The following is a 21,058-nucleotide window of genomic DNA, read 5'->3' as shown; positions in this document are numbered from 1 at the left end:
ACCGAAGGGGCGCGGCGCCGGGGCGAGGTCGTCCTCCCCGGCGTCGCGCACAGCCCTCACGCGCCCGTGAGAAGCGACTCCCATGCGGTCGCGGTGTCCGGATGACGGGCTATCAGCGCGGTGCCGCCCGGACCCGCCGGACCCTCGCCGGGCGCGGCCCACGTGCCGTCGCAGCCGAGCAGCCCCGCGACCGCGTCAAGTGTCCCCGGGTGGGTGAAGAGCAGCGCGGCGCCACGACTCCCGCCGCCGGCCGCCTTCGCACCGCCGGCGGCCGGCGCACCGGCTTCCGGCACCTCGCGCCACGGCGGCACCCATGCGTCCAGCGCCGTGAGGCGGGCCGGGAAGATCCGCCCCGCCTCACGGATCAACAGCGGAGCCAGGTCCGCCGCTCCGGCGCGCAGCGTCGTGATCAGGGTCGGCAGCCACGGCAGCAGCACCGGATCCGGCAGCCGCGCGAACGCGTTCGACACGGCCTCCACCACCACGTCCGCAAGCCCCGGCACCGGCACCAGCGCGTGCACGAAGCCGCTGAGATAACGCGGGTAGGCGGGCACCACCATCGGGTTCGCCAGCAGCTCGCCGCAGCGCTCCCGCAGCTCGGCCCGGGACAGGGAGCCGAGCTGCACCTGCGCCGCCCACAGGAGCGCCGTCCGCTCCGGGTCCGTGGGACGCGACTGGGCGACGGCCAGCTCCAACTGGGCCCGGTCGCAGCCCAGGGACAGCGCAAGGCCCTCCATGCTGAACAGGAAGCCCAGCATCGCCGCCACCTGCCCGGCGGTGACGTCCTCGTCGGTGAACGCCGTCGGCAGCAAGGTGCAGTAGTGCGCGTAACCAGTCTTGACGAACGACTCCACCCACGGCGGCAGGACCGGCTCGCCGGTCCGGTAGTAGGCCAGCAGCCCCCGCACCCGGCGCAGCACCTCCGGGGCCCCGTCCACGGTGCGTTCGGCGCTGAGGACCTCCAGGGCGCGGATGCCCAGCTCGTCGGCGAGGCGGCGGCTGCGGAGATACAGGGTCGCGTCCTCGACGGCGGCGAGGAGAGCCGCCGTCGTCGCCCTCGGCCCGTACGCGTCGCGGCGCAGCCGCTGCTCCAGGACCTGCTCGATGCTCACGCCCTCGTAACCGAGCTCGATCAGCGCGCGCTGGTGGGTGCCCAGCGCCAGGTCCCACGACTCCTGGATCGAACGCTCGCCGAGCTTCCGCTCACCCATGATCGGCCGGGCCGCGCCGTGCGGCATCAGACGGCGGAGCATCCACAGCACGTCGGAGCACGCCCCGAGCTCCGGGTGGGAGCCCATGTCCAGCAGGGCACGCTGCACACCACGCTGCTGGAGCTTCAGCTCCAGCGGCGCGAGCCGGTCGTGCACATCGCGGGCCAGCGGCGGCAGCGCGTCGTAGCCCACCCGCCCGATCCGGTCGCCGCCCATCATGATCTCGACGAGCCGGCGCACGTCCCGCCGACCGGGCACCGAGTCCTTCTCGATGCAGGTGATCGCCGCGTCCTGGAAGTCGTACGGAGTGGGCTTGGCCCGATCCCGCATACCGGCGAGCAGGATCGACGTCTCGAACACCGCGATGGCGTCGGCGGTGGACGCCAGATAGCCGCTGCGCCGCGCCGCGCGCACGATGTCCACCGACCAGCCGAGCAGCTCGGCCTCGTCCAGGGTGTCGAGGACCGGCGGCCGACGCAGGAACCCGGAGAGCCGGTCCGTGGCGGCCGGCTCCGGGGGTGCGGGGACGGCCGCCACGGCCTTCTTCGACGCCCGGGGCTTCTTCGCACCGTCCTGACCGGCCAGCCGGTACGGCTGCACCCGAGTGCGCTTGAGGTTCTTCGCCCACTGGGTCGCGGCGATCGACACCGACCCGGAGGCCAGCCCGAACTGCGCCTCGATCGCCGCATGGCTGGACGGGATCAGCCCGTGCTGCCAAGTGGTGGCGGAGCGCGGGGAGATCAGAAACGACCCGCCGCCCGCCACCCCGAACTCCTCGACCCGGCTGGCCGCGTGGAAGGCGCCGCACACATACAGGCAGTCCTCCGGGTCCACCCCGCTCGACGCCAGGTGCTCGCGCATCCGGGTCCACATGTACCGCTCGCGGTCCTCGTCCACCCGGAGCCGTTCCCCGTCGCCGGGGGCGAGTCGCCGGAACAGGCTGCCGACGAGGAACATGACCTGGCGGTAGGCGGCGTGGTCGCTGTCGCCGAGCGGGATCTCGACGTACTGGTGCCACCACTCCGACCAGTGCCGGACCTTGCCGTGGCGCAGCAGATGCTCCTCCAGCTCCGCGAAGCGGGGCCGCAGGTCACCGATCTCCACGCCGACCGCCTCACCGTGCAGCGCCGCTTCGGGCTCCGGAGACCCGTCCGCAGGACCGGTCGCCCCCTCGGGGGCGCGCTCGCCGTGCCGGCTGTCCCACTGGAAGACGTGGTCGGAGGACCGGTCGACGAGGACCAGCTCGACGCCCGGGGTGTCGAGGGCGTACGCGATGGCCTGGTACTCGGCGGAGGCCTCGGTGATCGGGGCGACGACCGACAGCGGGGCCCACTCGGCGGGGAACCCGTCGATATCGCTCGCGAACGCCTGGACCGCCACCGGCAGGCGGCAGTTGCGCAGCTCGTCGAGGAGCGGCGCCATGTCCTCGCACAGCTCCAGATAGACGACCTTGGGCTGTTTCTCGCGCAGCCGGCGGGCCATGGCGAGGGCGGAGGCGGGCGAGTGGTGGCAGACCGGGAAGATCTCCAGCGGCTCGCGCACCGCCCGGTCGACGTCGTCGACCATGCCGAGGAGGATGCCCTCCAGCGCGTCCGGCCCGTCCGCGAAGGCGGTGGCGGCCTCGTGCAACTGCCCGCGCAACGCGGTAAACGACGTCTCCCCGGGGCCGTTCTCCCCGGGGCCGTTCGTGGGGGACCCGCTCATGACAGCGTGGCGATCGTGTCACGGCCGCCGTCCAGGAACTCCGGCCACGAGCCGCCCTCCTCCTTGCTGCGCGGTTCGACGACGCCGTGCAGATACTTGTTGAAGATGGCCAGGTCCTCCGGGTCCCGCCGGGCGAGCGAGCCGACCAGCGAGGAGGCGAGGGTCCGGGCGGTCAGTGTGCTCTCGCCGAAGAAGTTGCTGTGCAGGACGGCGTCCTCCAGGACGCCGATCTGCTCCGCCGTCGACAGCGCGGACTCCAGCTTCTCGTCGTCGCTGCCCGCCGCGGCGGCCGAGGCCCGCAGATCGGCGAAGCTCTGGAGGAGGATGTCGAGCAGCGTCGGCGGCACGTCCAGGTCGATCGCGTGGCGGCGCAGCAGCTCCTCCGTGCGGAAGCGGACGATCTCCGCCTCGCTCTTCCTGTTCGTCACGACCGGAATGCGGACGAAGTTGAAGCGGCGCTTCAACGCGGACGACAAGTCGTTGACGCCCCGGTCGCGGCTGTTGGCGGTCGCGATGATCGAGAAGCCCGGCTTGGCGAAGACGATGTTGTCGCCCGCGTCCGTGCCGTCACTCTGCAGCTCGGGAACGGAGATGTACTTCTCCGAGAGAATCGAGATCAGCGCGTCCTGCACGTCGCTGGTGGAACGGGTCAGTTCCTCGAAGCGGCCGATGGCGCCCGTCTCCATCGCGGTCATGATCGGCGACGGGATCATCGACTCACGCGACTGCCCCTTGGCGATGACCATGGAAACGTTCCACGAGTACTTGATGTGGTCCTCGGTCGTGCCGGCCGTACCCTGCACCACCAACGTGGAGTTGCGGGAGATCGCGGCGGAGAGCAGCTCCGCCAGCCAGCTCTTGCCGGTGCCGGGGTCACCTATCAGCAGCAGACCGCGGTCCGAGGCGAGAGTGACGATCGAGCGCTCGACGAAGCTCCGGTCGCCGAACCACTTCTGTGAGATCTCGCGGTCCAGGCCGTCGGCGCGCTCGGACCCGAGGACGAACAGCCGGACCATCTTCGGGGACAGCCGCCAGGAGAACGGCTTGGGACTGTCGTCGATCGACTCCAGCCAGTCGAGCTCCTCCGCGTACCTGGTCTCGGCGGGGGCGCGCAACACGTCGGACATCAGAAGGCCTTTCTGAACAGGCGGGAAAGTGCGGAAGGAGAAGGGGGGCGAGGAGAGGCGGCGTGCGGCGGGCGGGAGGGCTGCCCCGCCCCGCAGGGCCTCAGGTCAGGAACGTCTTCAGTTCGTGCACGAGCTTGTTCACATGCCCGGAGACCACGGGCGTGCCCAGGGCCTTGAACCGCTCCCGGAACCAGGAATTGACCTCCTGCCGTCCGGAGCTGGTCACCGAGCCGACGGGGATGAACTTCACCCCGGAACGGTGAACGGCCTCGATGCCTTCGAACAGCGGCTGGGAGCGGTCGAACTCGTAGAAGTCCGAGATCCACACCATGACGGTGTTCTTCGGCTCGGCAATCTTCGGGCGGGCCATCGCCATCGCGACGGGGCCGTCGTTCCCACCGCCGAGATTCGTGCGCAGCAGTACGTCGAACGGGTCGTGCACCCACGGCGTGAGGTCGATCGAGCGGGTGTCGTAGGCGATGAGATGGACGTCCACCTTCGGCAGCCCGGCGAAGATGGAGGCCAGGACGGTGCAGTTCACCATCGAGTCGACCATGGAGCCGGACTGGTCCACCACGACGATCAGCCGCTGCGGCGTCGTCCTGCGGACGGTGTGCCGGTAGTAGAGGCGATCGACGTAGAGCCGCTCCTCCTCCGGGCTCCAGTTGGTGAGGTTCTTCCAGATCGTGCGGTCCAGGTCGAGATTGCGGAAGACGCGCTTGGGCGGCACCGAACGGTCCAGCTCGCCGACAGTGGCCTTCTCCACCTGCGTACGCAGTACCTCGGCCACCTCGTCGACATACCGGCGGATGAGCGACTTGGCGTTGGTGAGGGCCACACCCGACAGATTGCCCTTGTCCCGCAGCAACTGCTCGATCAGCGACATGCTGGGCGTCAGCCGCGCGGCCAGCGCCGGGTCGGCCAGCACCTCCCGCAGCCGCATGCGCCCCACGAGATCCGCCTCGATCGCCGCCAGTTCGGGCCCGAGGCCGCCGGCGTCCAGGCCCGTGCCCGCCGCCCGCCCGCCGCGAAGCCCGCCGGGCGGGCCGCCCAGCGCCCGCTCCAGCCAGCCCGCGTCGGACTGCCAGCGCGCCAGCTGCTCGGCGGTCACCGTGCTCGAACCGGTCGCGAAGACATTGAGCAGCACCTTCGAAACCAGTGCGGCACGCCGTACCTCCGCCGCCCGGTCGCGGTCGCCGGCCGCGTCGTCGTCCGGTGTCATCAGACCGTCGAACTCGGCGGCCAGCTCCGGATGGCGCTGCACGACCGAGTCGAGCGACGTCCCGGGATCCAGCAGCGCGGACGGCAGCCCGATGTCCTCGACCACCCCCAGGCTCGCCGACTCCAGCGCGGGCTGCTCCTCCCCGTCGAAAAGACGGGCCAGGAGCCGCCAGTACAGCACCTGACGGCGGTTGTCGTACGGGTCGGGTCCGGCCGGGGACGGGCCGGATCCGGCGGGACCGGGCGGCTGCCCGGTGAGCTCCTCGGTCATTTCCGCAACAGCCTTCCGGCGCGCTCGCGCAGCACGGCGACGGCGTCGGTGGCGGCCTTCTCCGCCCGGACACCGGCCTTGTCGGTGGTACCGCCCGCCCACGCCCCGGCGTGGGCGCCGACGGCCTTCTTCCGCACGGTCGCCTCGACCGCGAGCGGCTGGAGCAGGAACTCCCCGGCGTCCCAGCGCAGCAGTCCGACACAGGAGTGGGAGGCCGCGACCGCCTCGGGTGTCAGCGGACCGGCGGCGGGCGCCCGGTCGGTGTCGACGGCCAGAAGCCGCCCCGCCAGATCGAACACGAGCCGGTCCTCCTCGCTCCGGGCGGTATACCCCTCCAGCAGCACCGGCACGGCGATCCGGACAGGATGCCGGTCCAGCGGTGCGACGCGGGCGGCGATCGCGGTGGACAGCATCACGCGCGCGGTGGCGAAGGCGTCGGCGGGCTCACCCGGGCGGGCGCGCTCGTCGTCCCAGAGCAGATCCCCCTCGGCGGTCACCTGCATGGCGTCCAGCTCCATCGAGCGGCCCTCGCTCACGGCGCCGAGCAAGGACATGCGGGGACGCAGCAGCTGCCACAGACCCGCCCCGACGACCGTGTCGGGCTTGGGCGCCGAAACCGCGGCGCGCACCAGACGGGCCGCGCCTCCGTCCGCCGGTTCGAACACGGCGTGGATCTGGGCCTGTACGGCCGTCGCGTGCTCCTGCACATCGACGCCGAGCGGCAACAGGCGGCCGGTCACCGGCGTGACGGAACGTTCCCCGGCGGAGCCGGGCACCGTCAACAGCAGGGCGCGTGACCACAGGTCGGCCCAGCGGCGCACCGGCACGCGCTCCAGGGTCGCCCCCGGGCAGGACGCCGCGAGCTCGGCGGCGAACCCGTCGAGCAGCGTCGCCCGACGACGCAGGCCCGGATCGGGCAGCATCGCGGAGACCACCGGCGCGGCCCCGGCGACCAGCTCGTGGTCGATGCCCCGCCAGCCGCCGCGCGCGAGGTCGCACAGCCAACTACGGGCCGCCGCGAGGAGGTTCGTCCCGGGGTCCGCCACGGCGGACCCCGGTCCGGACCCCTCCGCCTCGTCCTCGGCGGTGGGCCGGCCGACGGCCTCGTCGATCCGCTGCGTCAGGGCGTCGTGCACGGAGCCGAGCAGCGCGCAGCGGGCGGCGGCGAGCGCCACGAAGTGTTCCTCACCGGCGGCGCCGGCCGTCGCCCGGTCGGCCGCCTCCGCGACCCGCGCCGCCAGCGGGGTCCCGGCGACGGCGTCGGCGAGCCCGACAACCGCTGCGGCCTGGGCGGGCCCCGGCCGCAGCAGACCGGCCACCAGCGCCTCGTCGAAGGCGTCCACGGCGGCGAGCGCCTCGTCGAGCCCCTCGACCGGATCGGACAACAGGTCGCCACGCATCAGGCCACCGCCCGCGTCGGCGGGAACCACTGCATCTCGGGCAACGGCGCGGTGACCGCGTCCAGTTCGAGATAGGACAGCTGCCGCAGGAACCGGCTGAACACCTGGGCGGCCGCCGAGGAGTCGCCCTGCACCGGCCGCGCCGCGGTCATGGCGGCGGTGAGGGACCGCGCGTCGGGCTCCCCGTCCGGGGTCTCCACCGATAGGTAGCGGGCGACGCGCTCCGCTCCGTACTGCAGCACCGCCTCGCCGACGAGCGCCTGGATGTGCTTGCAGAACATGCCGCGCGCGCCGCCGCAGGGCCGGTTGTTGTTGGTGCTGCAGGCGAACGCGTACGTCCGGGCCGCCACGGACGACACGTACACCCGACCGATGTCCGATCCGCTGGAGACGACTCCCTGCAACCGCCCGTCGGCCAGTTCGACGAACGGCACCCTGGCCAGCTTCCGCGGGCGCGCGGGCGGCATCACCCGCGCCGTACTCGACTTCTCCCAGACCGACAACGCGCCAACTCCCATGCATGCGAAAGGGGACGTCCACACCATCGCGGCGGGACATGAACGAACTTAATCCCGACCACTGACAACGCGGCCGACGGCCCGCGACGCCCCTACGCCCGACATCCGGCACGGGAAAGGGTCATGAACTCCAAGGGCGCCGCGTGAACATGCCCGGGTCGATGGTGCGGGTGAGCAGGTGAAGGGGTGCGGCGTGGATGCCGGTCGCCTCCGCCGCTTCCCAGAAGGCCAGTCCGGTGGCCGCGTCGACCGGACCGCGGACGAGCGGCACTTCGGCACCCGAGGCGTGGAGCAAGGACTCCAGTCGGCAGGACGCGATGGTGTCCGGCACCATCGGCTGCGCGAGGTATCCGGCCACCGCGGCGGCCGGGAGGCCCTCGGCCACCTGCCGTTCCGCGGGGCCGGCGCTCAGCAGCCCGCCGCCCACGACCAGGACGTCCTTCGCCCGTTCCATCCGGCCGATGGCACGGGACGTGTCGAAGCAGTGCGGGAACGAGTCGTCGACCACGGTCGTACCCGGTGCCAGACGGTCGATGTCCAGGAGTGCGCCGCCCCCGCTGACCGCCGCGACGATCAGGCGGGCGTCGTACACGGCGTCGGGCAGACCGCGATCCGACTCGACCACCTCGACGATCTCGACGAGACGGCGTTCCAGGAGGCTCTCGGCCAGCTCCTTCAGCCGTGGCCCGCTGCCCGGTACGTCACAGAGCAGCAGCCGGGCGGGCGGCTGCTGGGCCCGGGTGAGCAGCAACTCCAGCGAGGAGGAGCCGATCGAGCCGAGCCCCACGAACGCGACGGTGAGAGAGCCCAGTCGCTGCCCCGTCGCGTCGAGAGCCGCGTGTACGGTCCGGACGACGGACACGACGGTCGCCGCGTGACCGGTGGTGACGGCGGGGCCGGCGGCGGTCGTGGTGACGGCTCCGGTCGTGCCGGCGCCGGTAGTGGTGACAGCGCCGGTCGTGCCGACGGCCCGCAGGACGTCGAAGCCGTAGCCCGTGAGCGAGGGGATCATGCCCGCGAGGGACACGGCCCGCGCACCGAGCGACGAGGCGAGCTCCACCCCCCGCGTGGTGTGCCCGAGCAGGTCGTCGCCGGGGGCGAGTTCGTCCGCGAACAGGGGGACGCACACGAAGCCCGAACGGCCCAGCGGCGTATTCAGCGTCTCCAGAAGCCGTGGCAGCCCGTCCGGAAACAGCAGGGTCCGCAGTTGCTCGCGCGGCAGCGCCGCCGCTGGCAGACCCGCCAGCCGGGCGAGGTCGGCAGGGGACGGCAGATAGCCGATGAGTGCGGCATCCATCCGCGCGTCCCGGCCGGGACCGCCCGGGTCGTCGAGGCGACCGGCGTCGCGCACGGTCGAGGCCGCCGCATGCGCCAGACCGTCGCGCACCGAGTCCGTGAACGCGGCCAGCGCCTCCGGGGTGAACGCCGTCGCCGCCGCCCGGACGGTGATCCGCAGCCGCCCACCGTCCGGACCGGCCGCCAGGAACACATCCGTACCGGCCGGCGGCGGCGTGTACACGCTGTCGCCGCCCTCCCGGGTGACCGTCAGCGTCCTGCCGCTCTCCGGACCCAGGGCGGAGAAGTCCAGATAGGTGAAGAAGAACTGCGAGGCCATGGGCAGGCCGTTGGACAGCGGCGGCACGGCCCTCTCGTACGTTCGCGCCTCGGCGGCCTCGGCGGCGACCCGCCGCAGATCGTCCTCGAAATCCGCGCTGTCGGACCGCCCCGGCCCCGACGCCGGACCCGCCGGCCGCAGGGGAACAGCCGTGGCGAAGGGCCCGAACACCCGGTGTGCGTCGGGCAGGGAGTGGTCCCGGCCGCTCACCGCCATACCGAGCACCAGATCCGCCCGGCCCGTGACGGACACGAGGGCCCGGTAGTAGGCGGTGAGCACCGTGGCGTGGAGGGTCGACCCGGTGCGCGCGGCGAGCCCGCGCAGCGCCTCCACCCGGCCGGCGTCGACCGTGAACCCGCAGGTGTGGAAGAGCGGGCCGGCGGCGTTGCCCGGGGGCGGGCCGGTGGTGGTCGCACCGGCGGCGAGCAGGGGCGGCCGGTAGGGCGCGCTCAGCCGCTCCCACCGGTCCTCGCCGGTCGGGACGCCCGGCCGCAGTGACGCGGCCGGGGTGACGGAGTCTCTCCCGACGGTGGTACCGGGGGCCGTTGCCGGGGGTGTTGCGGCGTCCGTGCGCGACGCGAGCTGGAGGGCGTGGTCGCGGAAGGTGCTGCGCGGCGGGACCGGCGCCGCTTCTTCGCCGCTGGACAGGGCGTCGTACACCGCCGTCAGCTCCCGTACCAGGAGTGCGGCGCTGTAGCCGTCGCCGATGATGTGGTGGGCGTGGGCGACCAGGACGTGCTCGTCGGGAGCGACGGTGAGCACCCGCAGGCGCAACAGGGGCCAGGCCCAGGGTTCGAAACGGCGCGCCCGTTCGGCGGTGACCCGCTCCTCCACCTGACCCGGGTCGGTGAGGACCGCGAAGTCGACCGGCAGTCGCAGTGAGGACGGAAGCTCCTGCTGGACGGCCGGGCGCGCCCCGGCGGGGAAGACGGTACGGAGCATCGGGTGGCGCCCGACGAGCGTGTCCACCGCGCTCTGGAAGCGAGCGGTGTCGAGGCGGCCGTGCAGACGCAACCGTGTGAGCCACGCCGATGTGGTGCCCGGCGCGAGGGCTTCGGCCAGCAGGAAGCCCCGCTGGGTGGGTGTCAGCGGGAAGGGCGGGGGAGCGACGGCCGGATCGGGCGCCCCCGGGCGGTCGCCCCGTGCACGGCGTTCCCGGAGCGACGGGTCCGCCGCGGTGCGGACGGCCTTGACGGTGACGTCGGCAGGGGCGGTTCCGGCGCCCGCCGCGGCATCGACGGGGAGGTCGATGGCGATGTCCGCTGCGGCGTCCACTCCCGGGGCGGCGGCGGTGTCCGCTGCGGCGTCCACTCCCGGGGCGGCGGCGGTGTCCGCTGCGGCGTCCACCGCGGAGGCGAGGGCCGCGAGTGTGCGGTTGCGGTAGATGACGGTCGGCCGGGGGAGCGGACCGCCCTGCTTCTCCAGCCTGGCGAACACTTCCAGCACGAGCAGGGAGTCGCCGCCCAGGACGAAGAAGTCGTCCTCACGGGACACGTCCTCGGCCTGGAGCAGAGCGGTCCAGATGGCGGCCAGCCGGACTTCGGTGGGAGTGCGGGGCGGCGTACGGACGTCGCCCGTAAGCGCGCCGATGCCGGTGTCCGTGTCCGCCCCGAGCCGTTCGGTCGCTTCCTGGAGTGCCGGAAGCCCACGCCGGTCGATCTTGCCCGTGCTGGTGAGCGGCATCCTGCCGACGCGGGTGATCCGGGAGGGAAGCATGTACGCGGGCAGTGACTCCGCGAGATGGAGCCGGAGCGCCACGGCATCCGCTCCGGCAGATCCGGGCCCCGGTGTCACGAAGGCGGTAAGGCGTCCGTCCTCGGCGAGGACGACGGCGTGGGTGACGTCCGGGTGGGCCTGGAGCACCGCCTCGATCTCGCCCGGCTCGACCCGGTTGCCACGGATCTTCACCTGGTCGTCCAGCCGCCCGAGGAATTCCAGGACGCCGTCCTCGGTCCACCGCACCCGGTCGCCACTGCGGTACCAGCGGCGACCGCGCCGGGCCGTGAACGCGGCCTCGGTGAGGGCCGGTTCGCCGAGGTAGCCCGGGGTGAGGCCGACTCCGGAGATGAGGAGCTCACCGGCCTCGCCGGGCCGCACGGGCTCCCCGTCGGGGCCGACGACCTCCACCTCCGTGCCCGAAACGGGGCGGCCGATGGGAAGCCGCCGCACCTGGTCGCCGGGCCGGGCCCGGATGATGTGGCAGCTCGTGTTGATCGTGGCCTCGGTCGGGCCGTACAGGTTGGCGATGTGCTGGCCGTCGCCGAAGAGGTCGAACCAGCGGCGTACATGGGCGGGCGACAGGGCCTCGCCGCCGACATGGATCCACCGGAGCGCGGACAGGTCCGGCGGCGCGCCGTTGCGTACGCGTTCCTCGGACGCGCTGAGGAGCTGTTCCCAGAGCGTGGGAACGGAGCTCCATACGGTGATGCGACTGCGTACGACGTGGGTCAGCAGCCGGTCGGGATCGCGCAGCAGGTCCCAGGCCACCGTGACCACGGTGGCGCCGACGAGCAGCGGGGCGAGGAGTTGGCGGACGGACGCGTCGAAGCAGGGCGACGCGGTCTGGGCGAGCCGGTCGTGCTCGTCGTATCCGAAGGCGCCGATCGCCCAGTCGAGGTAGTTCTCCATCGACCGGTGGGTGATGGGCACGGCCTTGGGCCGGGCGGTGGAGCCGGAAGTGAAGATCACGTAGGCGATGTCGTCGGCGTCGACCGGGCCGTCGGGTGCGGGGAGTCCGTCCGGTGACAGGAAGGGGCCTGCGACACGGTCCGGGCTTGCTGCGGGTCCGGGCACCGCCGCACCCCGGTACGGCGGTGCCGAAGCGTCGACGTGCACCAGGGCGACGTCGCCGAGCGCTTCCCCCACCGCCCGGGTGGCGGTGTGGCAGAGCACGGTACGGGCGCCCGAGCGCGTGAGCTGATCCGTCAGCCGCGCGGTCGGGTGGCCGGCGTCCAGCGGAACCCAGCCCGCCCCGGCGCGCAGGGCCGCGACGACCGAGACGACGGTGTCGGCGCCGGGTTCGGTGAGGAGCCCGACGAGGCTTCCGGGGGTGACGCCGCGGGCCAGGAGAGAGGTCGCGAGGGCGTGGGAGGCACGGTCGAGTTCGGCGTACGTCAGGGTGGCGCCGCCGGTGTCGACGGCGATCGCGTCCGGGGCGGCCCGGAACCGCTCGACCAGCCGACGCACGAGCGTGGCGGATCCGGATCCGGTGCCGGTGCTGTGGACTGGCAGGGGCTCCCTGACCGCCGGGAGGTCGGGCCGAGGCTCGACGAGGGCGGCCAACTCGTCGTGGAAGTCCCGGTCCAGGCGTGCCACCGTCGCCGGGTGGAAGAGCCGGACGGGGAAGTTCCACGAGAAGCGCAGGACCGCCTCGTCCTGCCAGCACAGCAGGCTCAGGCGGGTCGCGGCGGTGGCGGTGCCGGCCGCCGTCGGCCGCACGCTCACCGGACAGCGCCCGTCGAGAGCGGCGGGGAAGCGCGAGAAGCTGAAACCGGCCGGGCTCACCGTCCGGAGCCCGGCCCCGGACGGGTCCGCCGGCAGCAGCCGAGCCAGGTCCAGGCCGGTGAGGCTCGCGTGCTGCTCGCTCTCCAGCCAGATCCCCGCCAGCCGCTCGGCCAGGGCCCCCACCGACTCGTCCGGGTCCGTCACGCACAGCAGGGGCAGGGTGTCGGCGAGAGGCCCCACGAGCCGGTCCAGGCCCGCCATGCGGTCGTCCCGCCGGGCGCGGGCGACGTTCACCGCGATCTCCCGCTGCCCGCTCCACCGGGCCAGACAGCGCACGTGCACGGCGAGCAGCAGATGGAAGAGGCTCACCCCATGAGCGGCGGCCCGCTGCTCCAACGCGGCGGTCGGCACCGGGGCGAGGGCGCTCTGGTGCGTGGTCATCGGCGCCGTGGGCAGGGCGCACGGATCACCGTCGTACGGCAGTCGCAGCGGTTCGCCCCGGGAGGCAAGCCGCCCCGACCAGTACAGCCGGTCGGCGGTGAGGGCCCTCATGCCGTCCGTGGAGGACCGCCCATCGGTGGTGGCGGCCGCATACCGCGCGAAGTCGGTGCCGAGTGCGGGCAGTGTCGGTACGTGCCCGTCGGCGAGGACGGTGTAGAGCGACCAGAGTTCTCCGGCGAGGACGTTGAGGCTGTACCCGTCACCGGCCGCGTGGTGGATCACCAGCACCAGATGGGAGAGCTCAGGGCTTTCCCGGGCGAGGAGCGCGCGCACGGGAGGCTCGGCAGAGAGGTCGAACGGCCGGTTGCACAAAGCCGTTTCGAGCTCTTCGATTCGGCCGGTCAGCTCGCGGACCTCGTACCAGGCGGACAGCGCGGCGGGCGGCGCGACGTACTGCCCCGGTGTCGCCGAGCCGATCCCGCCGCCGATCCCGTCGTCGGTGCTTCCGGTGCTTTCGATGCGGATCCGGAGCATGGTGTGCCGGTCGGCGAGCGCGGCGAGCGCCCGGCCCAGGAGCCTGGTGTCCAGGGGCCCCCGGACGGTCTGGCGGACGTAACCGTGAGCCGGGACGTCCGGGTGGAGCCGACTGCTGGTGTGCAGGGCCAGTTGGACGGGGGTGAGCGGGAAGGCGACCCCGTCCGGCACGGGAGCCGGGGTCGGCGAGGGGGAGACGGAGCGGGAGGAGTCGGTCGGCGGTTCGGGGGAGGGCGTGGTGTCGAGGTGGGCGGCCAGTTCGGCGACCGTGCGGTACTCGAAGAAGAGCGTGGCGGGCAGCGGCCTGCCCAGCTCCCGTTCGAGCTGCCTGACGAGGTCGACGGCGGCGAGCGAGTCGAGGCCGAGAGCGAGAAACGGCTCGTCGTCAGGAACCCCGGCGGCAGGCAGACGCAGAGCCGAGGCCAACAGCCGCCGGAGCAACGCCGCGGTGCCGCTGCCGGTGTCGGTACGGGGCCCGGTTCCCGCCCGCGTACTGCTGTTCACACGGGAGCTGGGTGCCCGGCCCGAGGTGGGCGGTTCCGTGCCGGAGGCCGTGGAGGGGCCTGTTCCGGTGGCTGCCGCCGCAGCGGTCGGGTCCGCCATGACCGTGGGCCCCGGGGGCGGCGTCAGGTCGGCGAGCAGCAGCTGTGCCGCGTCGACGCCGCATGCCGTACGGAGCGCCGCCAGCGCGCGATGGAGGGCGACGGGCCGGCCCCCGGCGCTCGGTACGGGGGCGGAGCCACCTCCTGGCGCGGTTCCGAGGGCCGCCGCCATGCCCGTACCGGTGAGTGCCGCGAGGTTCACCGACTGCCAGGGCCTGCCCGCGTGCCGTTCCGACGCGGCGAACGCGTCGAGGAAGGCGTTGGCGCCGGCGTAGTCGCCCAGCGCTCCCGCGAGGCCGGGCAGCACGGCGCTGACGGAGGAGAACGCGACCCGGACCGCCGGGTCGAGCCCGTGCCGGCGCAGGGCCAGCGAGAGCAGCAGACTGCCCCGGGTCTTGGCGGCCAGGGCCTCCGCCGTCTCCTCCGCACGGCGGTCGCGCAGGGTGCCGGGTCGCACAGTCCCCGCGGCGTGGAAGAGGCCGTCGAGGTGGGGGAGTCCGGCGAGGAGCGCGTCGACGTCCTGCTCCACCGAGACGTCGGCCACGCGGTAGTGGACGGTGGCGCCCAGCGAGCGGAGTTCCTCGGCCAACCCCACGGGCGGACGGGGGGAGCGCCCGGCGAGCACGAGGGTCGGGCGCCCCCGGCCGGCGAGGTCCCGGGCGAGCGCGGCGCCGATCCCGCCGCCGCCCCCGGTGATGAGGTAGGTGCCGTCGGGCGGCAGCGGTGACCGCGTCGCCCCGGCCGGTGCGGCGGCGCCTCTCGGCAGCGGTGCGAAACGGCGGGTGAGCCTGCGCCCGGCGCGCCAGGCGACGGTGGCGACCCTGCCCGGGGCGCTGCCGCCCGCCGACTTCAGTTCGGCGAGTTCGGCCAGCACGGCGGTCAGCCGCTGGGACGCGGTGTCCAGCGAGCAGAGGTCGAGGGCGGTGGCCGAAGCGCCCGGAGTCTCCTGCGGCAGCGCCAGCAGCAGCCCGCCGAGGACGGCATGGGCAGGCCGCGGCCTTTCCCGTACGGCCCCCGTGGCGTGGACGTCCTCGGTCAGCACCAGCAGCCGGTCCGCGCCTGCCTCGTCGAACCGGGCGAGGGCCTCACCGAAGGCGGCCAGCGCGGCGTCCTGGGCCCGGCCGAGCGCGTCGGCGGTGTCCTGGCCGGGAGCGGGACCCGCCACCAGGACCACGGCGTCCGGCGGCCCGTCGCCCGTTTCGTAAATCCGGACGCCCTCGGCTGAGAGCTGCGAGGCGAGCCCGGCGACGTACGCGGAGTCGGGACCTGTCAGCAGCACCGAAGGCACGGCTGCCGCCGCCTGCCCAAGCAGCGCGGAGTCCTCCCACAGGACTCGGTGCAGCAGCGGGTTCGCGGGCGGATCGGCCCAGTACCGGCGGCGCTGGAAGGGATAGGTGGGCAGGGGAATCCCTTGGTGCTCCGCGTCGAGCGCCGTACGATCCAGCGGCACGCCGTGCGACCACAGGCGGCCGATGGTTCCCAGCAGGGCCCTGCGCCCGCCGTGCCTGTCATCGGGGAGCTGTTGGTCCGTATCTGTGCGGCCGTCGGAACGTCCCGGCAGGGCGCACATCACCGTCGTCGTGCCACCGGAAGCGCCGGGGGCGTCAGTGGTTCCGGACGTTCCGGACGGTCCGGAAGCCCCGGGTCCTCCCGCGCGTGCCGCCGGTCCGTCGGCCGCGTACACCTCCGTCGCCGCGCGGACCGCACCCGACAGCGTCGCGCCGTGGCCGACCTCCACGAACGTGTCGTACCCCTCCCGGGCCAGGCGTTCCACGGCCGCCCCGAACAGCACGGGACGCTCGGCGTGCTCACGCAGGTACTCGGGGCCGAGGACCGGCTGCCACTCGGCGGTGACGGTGCTCATGAGGGGGACGGACGGGACCTGCGGGGTCAACGCACGGGCCGCGTCGGCGATCCGGTCCGCCACCGGCCGCATCAGCGGCGAGTGGAAGGCACGGGAGACCCGCAGGCGACGGGTGGGGACGCCCAGGGCTTCGAGGCCGGCTGCGGCGCGCTCCACGGTACGGACGTCCCCGGAGAGGACCTGGAGCCCGGGACCGTTGTACGCGGCCACGGCGAGCGCCCCGTCGGACTCCGCCACCGTCGCGGCGACGGCCTCCGCACCCCCGCGGACGGCGATCATGGCCCCGGGCTCGGTGAACGCGCCCATGAGACGGCCGCGTTCGGCCGCGAACCGCACCGCCTCCCGGAGGGTCAGCATCCCGCTGACGCAGGCGGCGGTGATCTCCCCGACGCTGTGTCCGGCGACCGCGTCGGGCTCCACGCCCCAGGCCCGCAACTGGCGGGCGAGCGCCACCCCGGAGGCGACGAGGAGCGGCTGCGCCTGCTCCGTCGCGGCCTGGGCGGCGGGCTCCACCTCCGGATCGAGTGCCCAGTCCAGCAGTGGCCGCCCGCCCACGGGCCCCAGGAGAGCGGACGCCTCGTCGAACGTGTCCCGGAACACCTGCGCCGTCCGGTACAGCCCCCGGTCCTGGCCGGGGAACGGCGAGCCCTGCCCGGGGAAGAGGAAGACCACACGCGGCCGGGAACGGACGAGGCTCCCGACCTGCCCGCCCGCTTCTCCCGTCGCGGCGGCGGCGATGGCGGCGAGCCGCTCCCGCAGATCACCGTCGGCGACGACGGCGAGCCGGTGGGGCCCCTCGTCCCGGGATGTGCTCGCGGTGCGGCAGACATCGCCCTCGCGCAGCCGCGGACGGCTTTCCAGATGCGTGGCGAGCCGGGTCACCGCGTCCCGCAGCGCGCCCGGACTGCGCGCCGACAGGGTCAGCAAGTGAGGCCCCTCGACCGCGACTTCACGCGCGACACCCGGAAGAGGCGAGCCCGGGGCAGTGGGGGACGGCGGGGGCGGGGCCTGTTCGAGAACGGCATGGGCGTTGGTGCCGCCGAAACCGAACGCGTTGATCCCCGCGACGAGGGGCCCGGCGGACGTCCAGTCCCGGGCCTCGGTCACCACGGAGAAGCCCGCGGGGGCGAGGCCCGGCGAGGCCGGGGCGTGGTGCAGCGACGGAGGGAGCCTGCGGTGGCCCAGGGCCAGTACGACCTTCACCAGCGCGGGAAGTGCGGCGGCGTTCAGCAGATGCCCGATGTTGGTCTTCACCGAGCCGACCAACCGCGGTTCGCCGTCGGCGCGTTCGGGGAACGCGTGGGCCAGCGAACGCAGCTCGATCGGATCCCCCACGGCCGTGCCGGTGCCGTGGGCCTCCACGTAGGTCACCGAGGCGGGATCGACCCCTGCCGCCTCGTACGCCCGGGTGATGACCTCGCGCTGCCGCAGCGGGTTGGGTGCCATGAGGCTCATCGACCGGCCGTCGTTGTTGACGGCCGTGCCCCGGACCACCGCGAGCACCTGATCGTCCGCGAGGCGGGCGGCGTCGAGCCGCGTCAGGACGATGGCCGCGCCGCCCTCGCCCGGCACGAAGCCGTCGGCGTCGGCGCTGAAGGCGCGGCTGCGTCCGGTGGGGGACAGGGCCCCCGCCTCTTCCAGCAGCCGGTGCGGGGTCGAGGTCAGGTGGAGGTTGACCCCGCCGACGACGGCGAGGTCGCACTCGCCGTCCAGGAGGCTGCGCCGGGCCAGGTGCAGGGCCACCAGCCCCGACGAGCAGGCGGTGTCCACGGCGAGTGCGGGACCGTCGAGGTCGAGGCTCTGCGAGAACCGGGCGGCGATGAGGGCGGGCAGGTTCCCGGTGAGCGCGGCGGGCAGCGGGGAGCCGTTGGCCGTGGCCCGCTCCAGGACCTCCCGGTAGCCGCTGTCCCCGACCGCCGTGAACACACCGATCCTGCGACCGCGCCGACGGGGCCCCGCGTATCCGGCACGTTCGAGTGCCTCGTGCGCGAGTTCAAGGAAGAGCCGGGCCTGCGGGTCGAGTGTCCTCGCCTCGTCCTCGCCGATGCCGAAGTAGCCGGCGTCGAACGCGGCCGGGTCCTCCAGCAGCGCGGCCCACCGCTTCCGGGGAGCTGTCGGAGCTGCGGGACCTGCTGGAGCCGCCGACGTCGTCGGCCGAGGCCCCGGACGGTCCTCCTCGCCGTCGTCCCATCGTCCACGCGGTACGGGGGCGACGGCGTCGTGCCCCTCGACGAGCAGGTCCCAGAAGGCCTCGGGGGTGTCGGCGCCGGGGAACCGGCACGCCAACCCGATGACCGCCGCAGCGGTGGCGGCAGCGTCGGTGGGGAGGGGGAGCGCCGGGGCCGGCCCGGCGGCAGTTCCTCCGGTCCGCTGTGTGGCGCTCCCCGCGGCGTCCGCGTCGGACGGCCCCGGACGGGGCGCCACCGTCAGAAGGTGACCGGCCAGCGCGGCCACCGTGCCGTGGTCACGGATGACCGCCGGCGGCAGCGTCACACCGAAGGCGTCCTCCAGCGCCACCAGCACCTCCATGGCCTTGAGCGATGTCCCTCCGAGGCTCCCGAACGGCTCGTGCGCCCCGATCGAATCGGCGGGCCGGCCCAGTACCCGCGCCCACGCCTCCCGCACGACCTCGACGGTCTCCGCACGGGCGCGGGGCGCCTTCGTGAGAGGGCGCGCGGCGTCCGCCGGCCCGCGTACTCCGGACGCAACACCACCACCGTCACCGGTCCCGAACGCGCCCTCCTCGAAACGCTCCCGCAGCCGCCGACGTTGCAGCTTGCCGCTCGTCGTACGGGGAAACGCCCCCGGCGGCAGGGCCAGCACCCGCACATCGTCATGGAGCAGGGCCTCCCGCACCCGGGCCGCGACGCGTTCGAGTACGTCCGCCGCCTCGCGCGCGGGCCGTGCCCAGGGGACGAACACCACGACGCGCTCCGCACCGGTGACCGGGTCGGTCGACCCGACCACCGCCGGGGCGCCCGGAGGCAGCCCGGGTGTCGCGGCCGCGACCTCCTCCAGGTCCGTCGCGTGGAAGGTGCGGCCGTTGAGGAACAGCACGTCCTTGTGCCGGCCCGTGACGCACAGCCGGCCGTCCCGCAGGAACCCGAGATCACCGGTGCGGAGCCATCCCCCGGCGAACACCTCCGCGCTCACGTCGGGAAGGCCGTGGTAGCCACGGGCGAGCTGGGGGCCGCTCACCATGATGTGCCCGGCCCGCCGCTCCCCGAGGACGGTGCCCGCGTCGTCGACGATGCGCACGGCGCACCCCGCCACCGGCAGCCCGACGTCCATCAACTCGACGGCCCCTTCGCCCGGTTCGGCGTCCACCGCCACTCCACGGCTCAACGACGCCCGGTCCAGGACCAGTGGCCCGGCCACTTCCCCCGGCGGCGGGAAGGTCACCGCCAGCGTCGCCTCCGCCAGGCCGTAGACGGGCTGGGCCGCCGCCGGATCCAGCCCCGACGGCCGGGTCCTGTCGGCGAAGGCACGCCACACCGCGGGCGCGATCGGCTCCGCCCCGACCAGGATCAGCCGCACGGCCGAGAGGTCCAGCCGGGCCAGGACCTCCTCGGGAACACGGCGTACGGCCAGCGCCAGGGCGAAGTTGGCCGCGGACAGCACCGTGGCCCGGTGCCGGGCCGCCACCTCGAACCACAGGCGGGGCCGCTTGGCGAACGACAGCGGACCGATCTTGACCTGCCTGGCCCGGGCGGCCAGCGGAGCGAGGTGGGTGCCGATGAGCCCCATGTCGTGGAAGTACGGCATCCAGCTGACCACCACGTCGTCGGGGCCCAGCGCCGAGGCGGCCCGTATCTGCTCCAGATTGGCCAGCACCGCGCCATGCGTCACCTCCACCCCCTTGGGGGCACCGGTGCTTCCCGAGGAGAACTGCACGAACGCGACGTCGTCGCGCCCTGCGGTGGAGGTCTCCCGCAGTACCGGTCCTTTCCGGAGCACATCGAGGGTCAGGGCGCGAACGGTGTCGGGGAGTTCACCGGACAGCGACGCGGTCGAGGCGTCCACGACGACGGGCGGCCGCCCCAGGTGCTCCCAGACCGGGAGCACCCGACGGGCGTCCGGCGCCAGCGGAACCGGAACGAGACCGGCTGCCACCGCACCCCAGAACATCGGCTGGAAGTCCTCGCTGCGGTCGGCGAGCAACGGCACACAGGTCCCTGGCGCCACCCCCGCCTCCCGGAAGCCCCCCGCCACCCGGAGGGATTCGTCCAGGAGCTCGCGCAGGCTGACCGTCAGCTCGCCGCCGTCGCCGCGGACATGCACGACGACCTGCCCGGGAGCCTCACGCACCGCGTCCAGTAGTACATCCAGCAGTGTCATGTCGTGCCCCACCGGTCCGTCGGTCCGTTACCTCAGAGAATGATCTTAAAAACGCGCGGGTCGCGGGGAATCAGCCGCCGGGAGGAGAGCGCATGCACCCTGGGAGTGACCTGACGGGAAGGGCCTCGGCTGAGGACCGGGGCCGGGCCCGGCAGCGGCTAGCCTGTCCACCGTGAACGTGGGGACCGAGGAGACCCGGCTGATCGTCCTGCGCGGCAACAGCGCGTCGGGGAAGTCGAGTGTGGCGGCCGGTCTCCGCGACAGCTTCGGCCGCGGACTGGCCGTGGTCGGCCAGGACAACCTCCGCCGCACCGTGCTGCGCGAACGCGACCGGCCCGGGGCGGCGAACATCGGTCTGATCGACCTGACCGCACGCTACGCGCTGGACGCCGGCTACCACGTGGTGGTCGAGGGCATTCTCTACGCCGACCACTACGGCGACATGCTCGCCAGGCTGCGCACCGACCACCGGGGCCCGACCCACGGGTACTACCTGGACGTCCCCTTCGCCGAGACCGTGGCCCGGCACGCCACCAAGCCGATCGCCGACGAGGTCGACGAGAACCGACTGCGGGACTGGTACCGCCCCCGCGATGTGCTGCCCGACGGTGTCGAGACCGTGATCGGTCCCGACAGCGTTCTGGCCGGGACCGTCGACCGCATCATGCGTGACACCGGCCTGGCCCGACTGCCGGCGGTCGACCGCTGACCTGCCCGGGCCCGGCAGCCGGCAGTGACCTGCCCGGCCGGTCATGGGCCGGACCGGGC

At 73.7% G+C, this 21,058-nt stretch carries 7 protein-coding genes; 1 reads left to right on the top strand and 6 read right to left on the bottom strand.

Features of this window, described 5'->3' with window-relative positions; all coding sequences use genetic code 11:
* Window positions 1-56: 56 nt before the first annotated feature.
* The 6 genes from ACIQRW_RS23910 to ACIQRW_RS23885 all read right to left on the bottom strand — a co-directional run bounded on the left by ACIQRW_RS23910 (window position 57) and on the right by ACIQRW_RS23885 (window position 20,302).
* Window positions 57-2,915, bottom strand: coding sequence for a DUF5682 family protein (locus ACIQRW_RS23910; RefSeq protein WP_403763819.1), 2,859 nt, complete (start codon window positions 2,913-2,915; stop codon window positions 57-59).
* The gene (locus ACIQRW_RS23905) at window positions 2,912-4,042 is read right to left on the bottom strand and encodes an AAA family ATPase (protein WP_403763817.1); all 1,131 of its coding nucleotides are present in this window, start codon (window positions 4,040-4,042) and stop codon (window positions 2,912-2,914) included. Before ACIQRW_RS23905 ends, ACIQRW_RS23910 begins: the two co-directional genes overlap by 4 nt.
* 100 nt (window positions 4,043-4,142) lie before the next feature.
* The gene (locus tag ACIQRW_RS23900) at window positions 4,143-5,534 is read right to left on the bottom strand and encodes a VWA domain-containing protein (protein WP_403763815.1); all 1,392 of its coding nucleotides are present in this window, start codon (window positions 5,532-5,534) and stop codon (window positions 4,143-4,145) included.
* The gene (locus tag ACIQRW_RS23895; RefSeq protein WP_403763813.1) at window positions 5,531-6,934 is read right to left on the bottom strand and encodes a hypothetical protein; all 1,404 of its coding nucleotides are present in this window, start codon (window positions 6,932-6,934) and stop codon (window positions 5,531-5,533) included. Before ACIQRW_RS23895 ends, ACIQRW_RS23900 begins: the two co-directional genes overlap by 4 nt.
* Window positions 6,934-7,452 (bottom strand): hypothetical protein, encoded by a 519-nt coding sequence (locus ACIQRW_RS23890; RefSeq protein ID WP_403763811.1) that lies wholly within the window; start codon window positions 7,450-7,452, stop codon window positions 6,934-6,936. Before ACIQRW_RS23890 ends, ACIQRW_RS23895 begins: the two co-directional genes overlap by 1 nt.
* Before the next feature lie 121 nt (window positions 7,453-7,573).
* Window positions 7,574-20,302, bottom strand: a complete 12,729-nt coding sequence (locus tag ACIQRW_RS23885) for an amino acid adenylation domain-containing protein (protein WP_403763809.1) — start codon at window positions 20,300-20,302, stop codon at window positions 7,574-7,576.
* A 151-nt stretch (window positions 20,303-20,453) separates the two neighbouring features.
* On the opposite strand from ACIQRW_RS23885, the gene ACIQRW_RS23880 reads away from it, so the two are divergent.
* On the top strand, window positions 20,454-20,999 hold the full coding sequence (locus ACIQRW_RS23880) for an AAA family ATPase (protein ID WP_403764079.1): 546 nt from the start codon (window positions 20,454-20,456) through the stop codon (window positions 20,997-20,999).
* Window positions 21,000-21,058: the final 59 nt, after the last annotated feature.

Origin of the sequence: Streptomyces sp. NPDC091287, assembly GCF_044768525.1 — a bacterium.
Taxonomy (GTDB): domain Bacteria; phylum Actinomycetota; class Actinomycetes; order Streptomycetales; family Streptomycetaceae; genus Streptomyces.
Note: the sequence above shows the minus strand (reverse complement) of the source record. Positions and strands in the feature narration are given on the sequence as shown.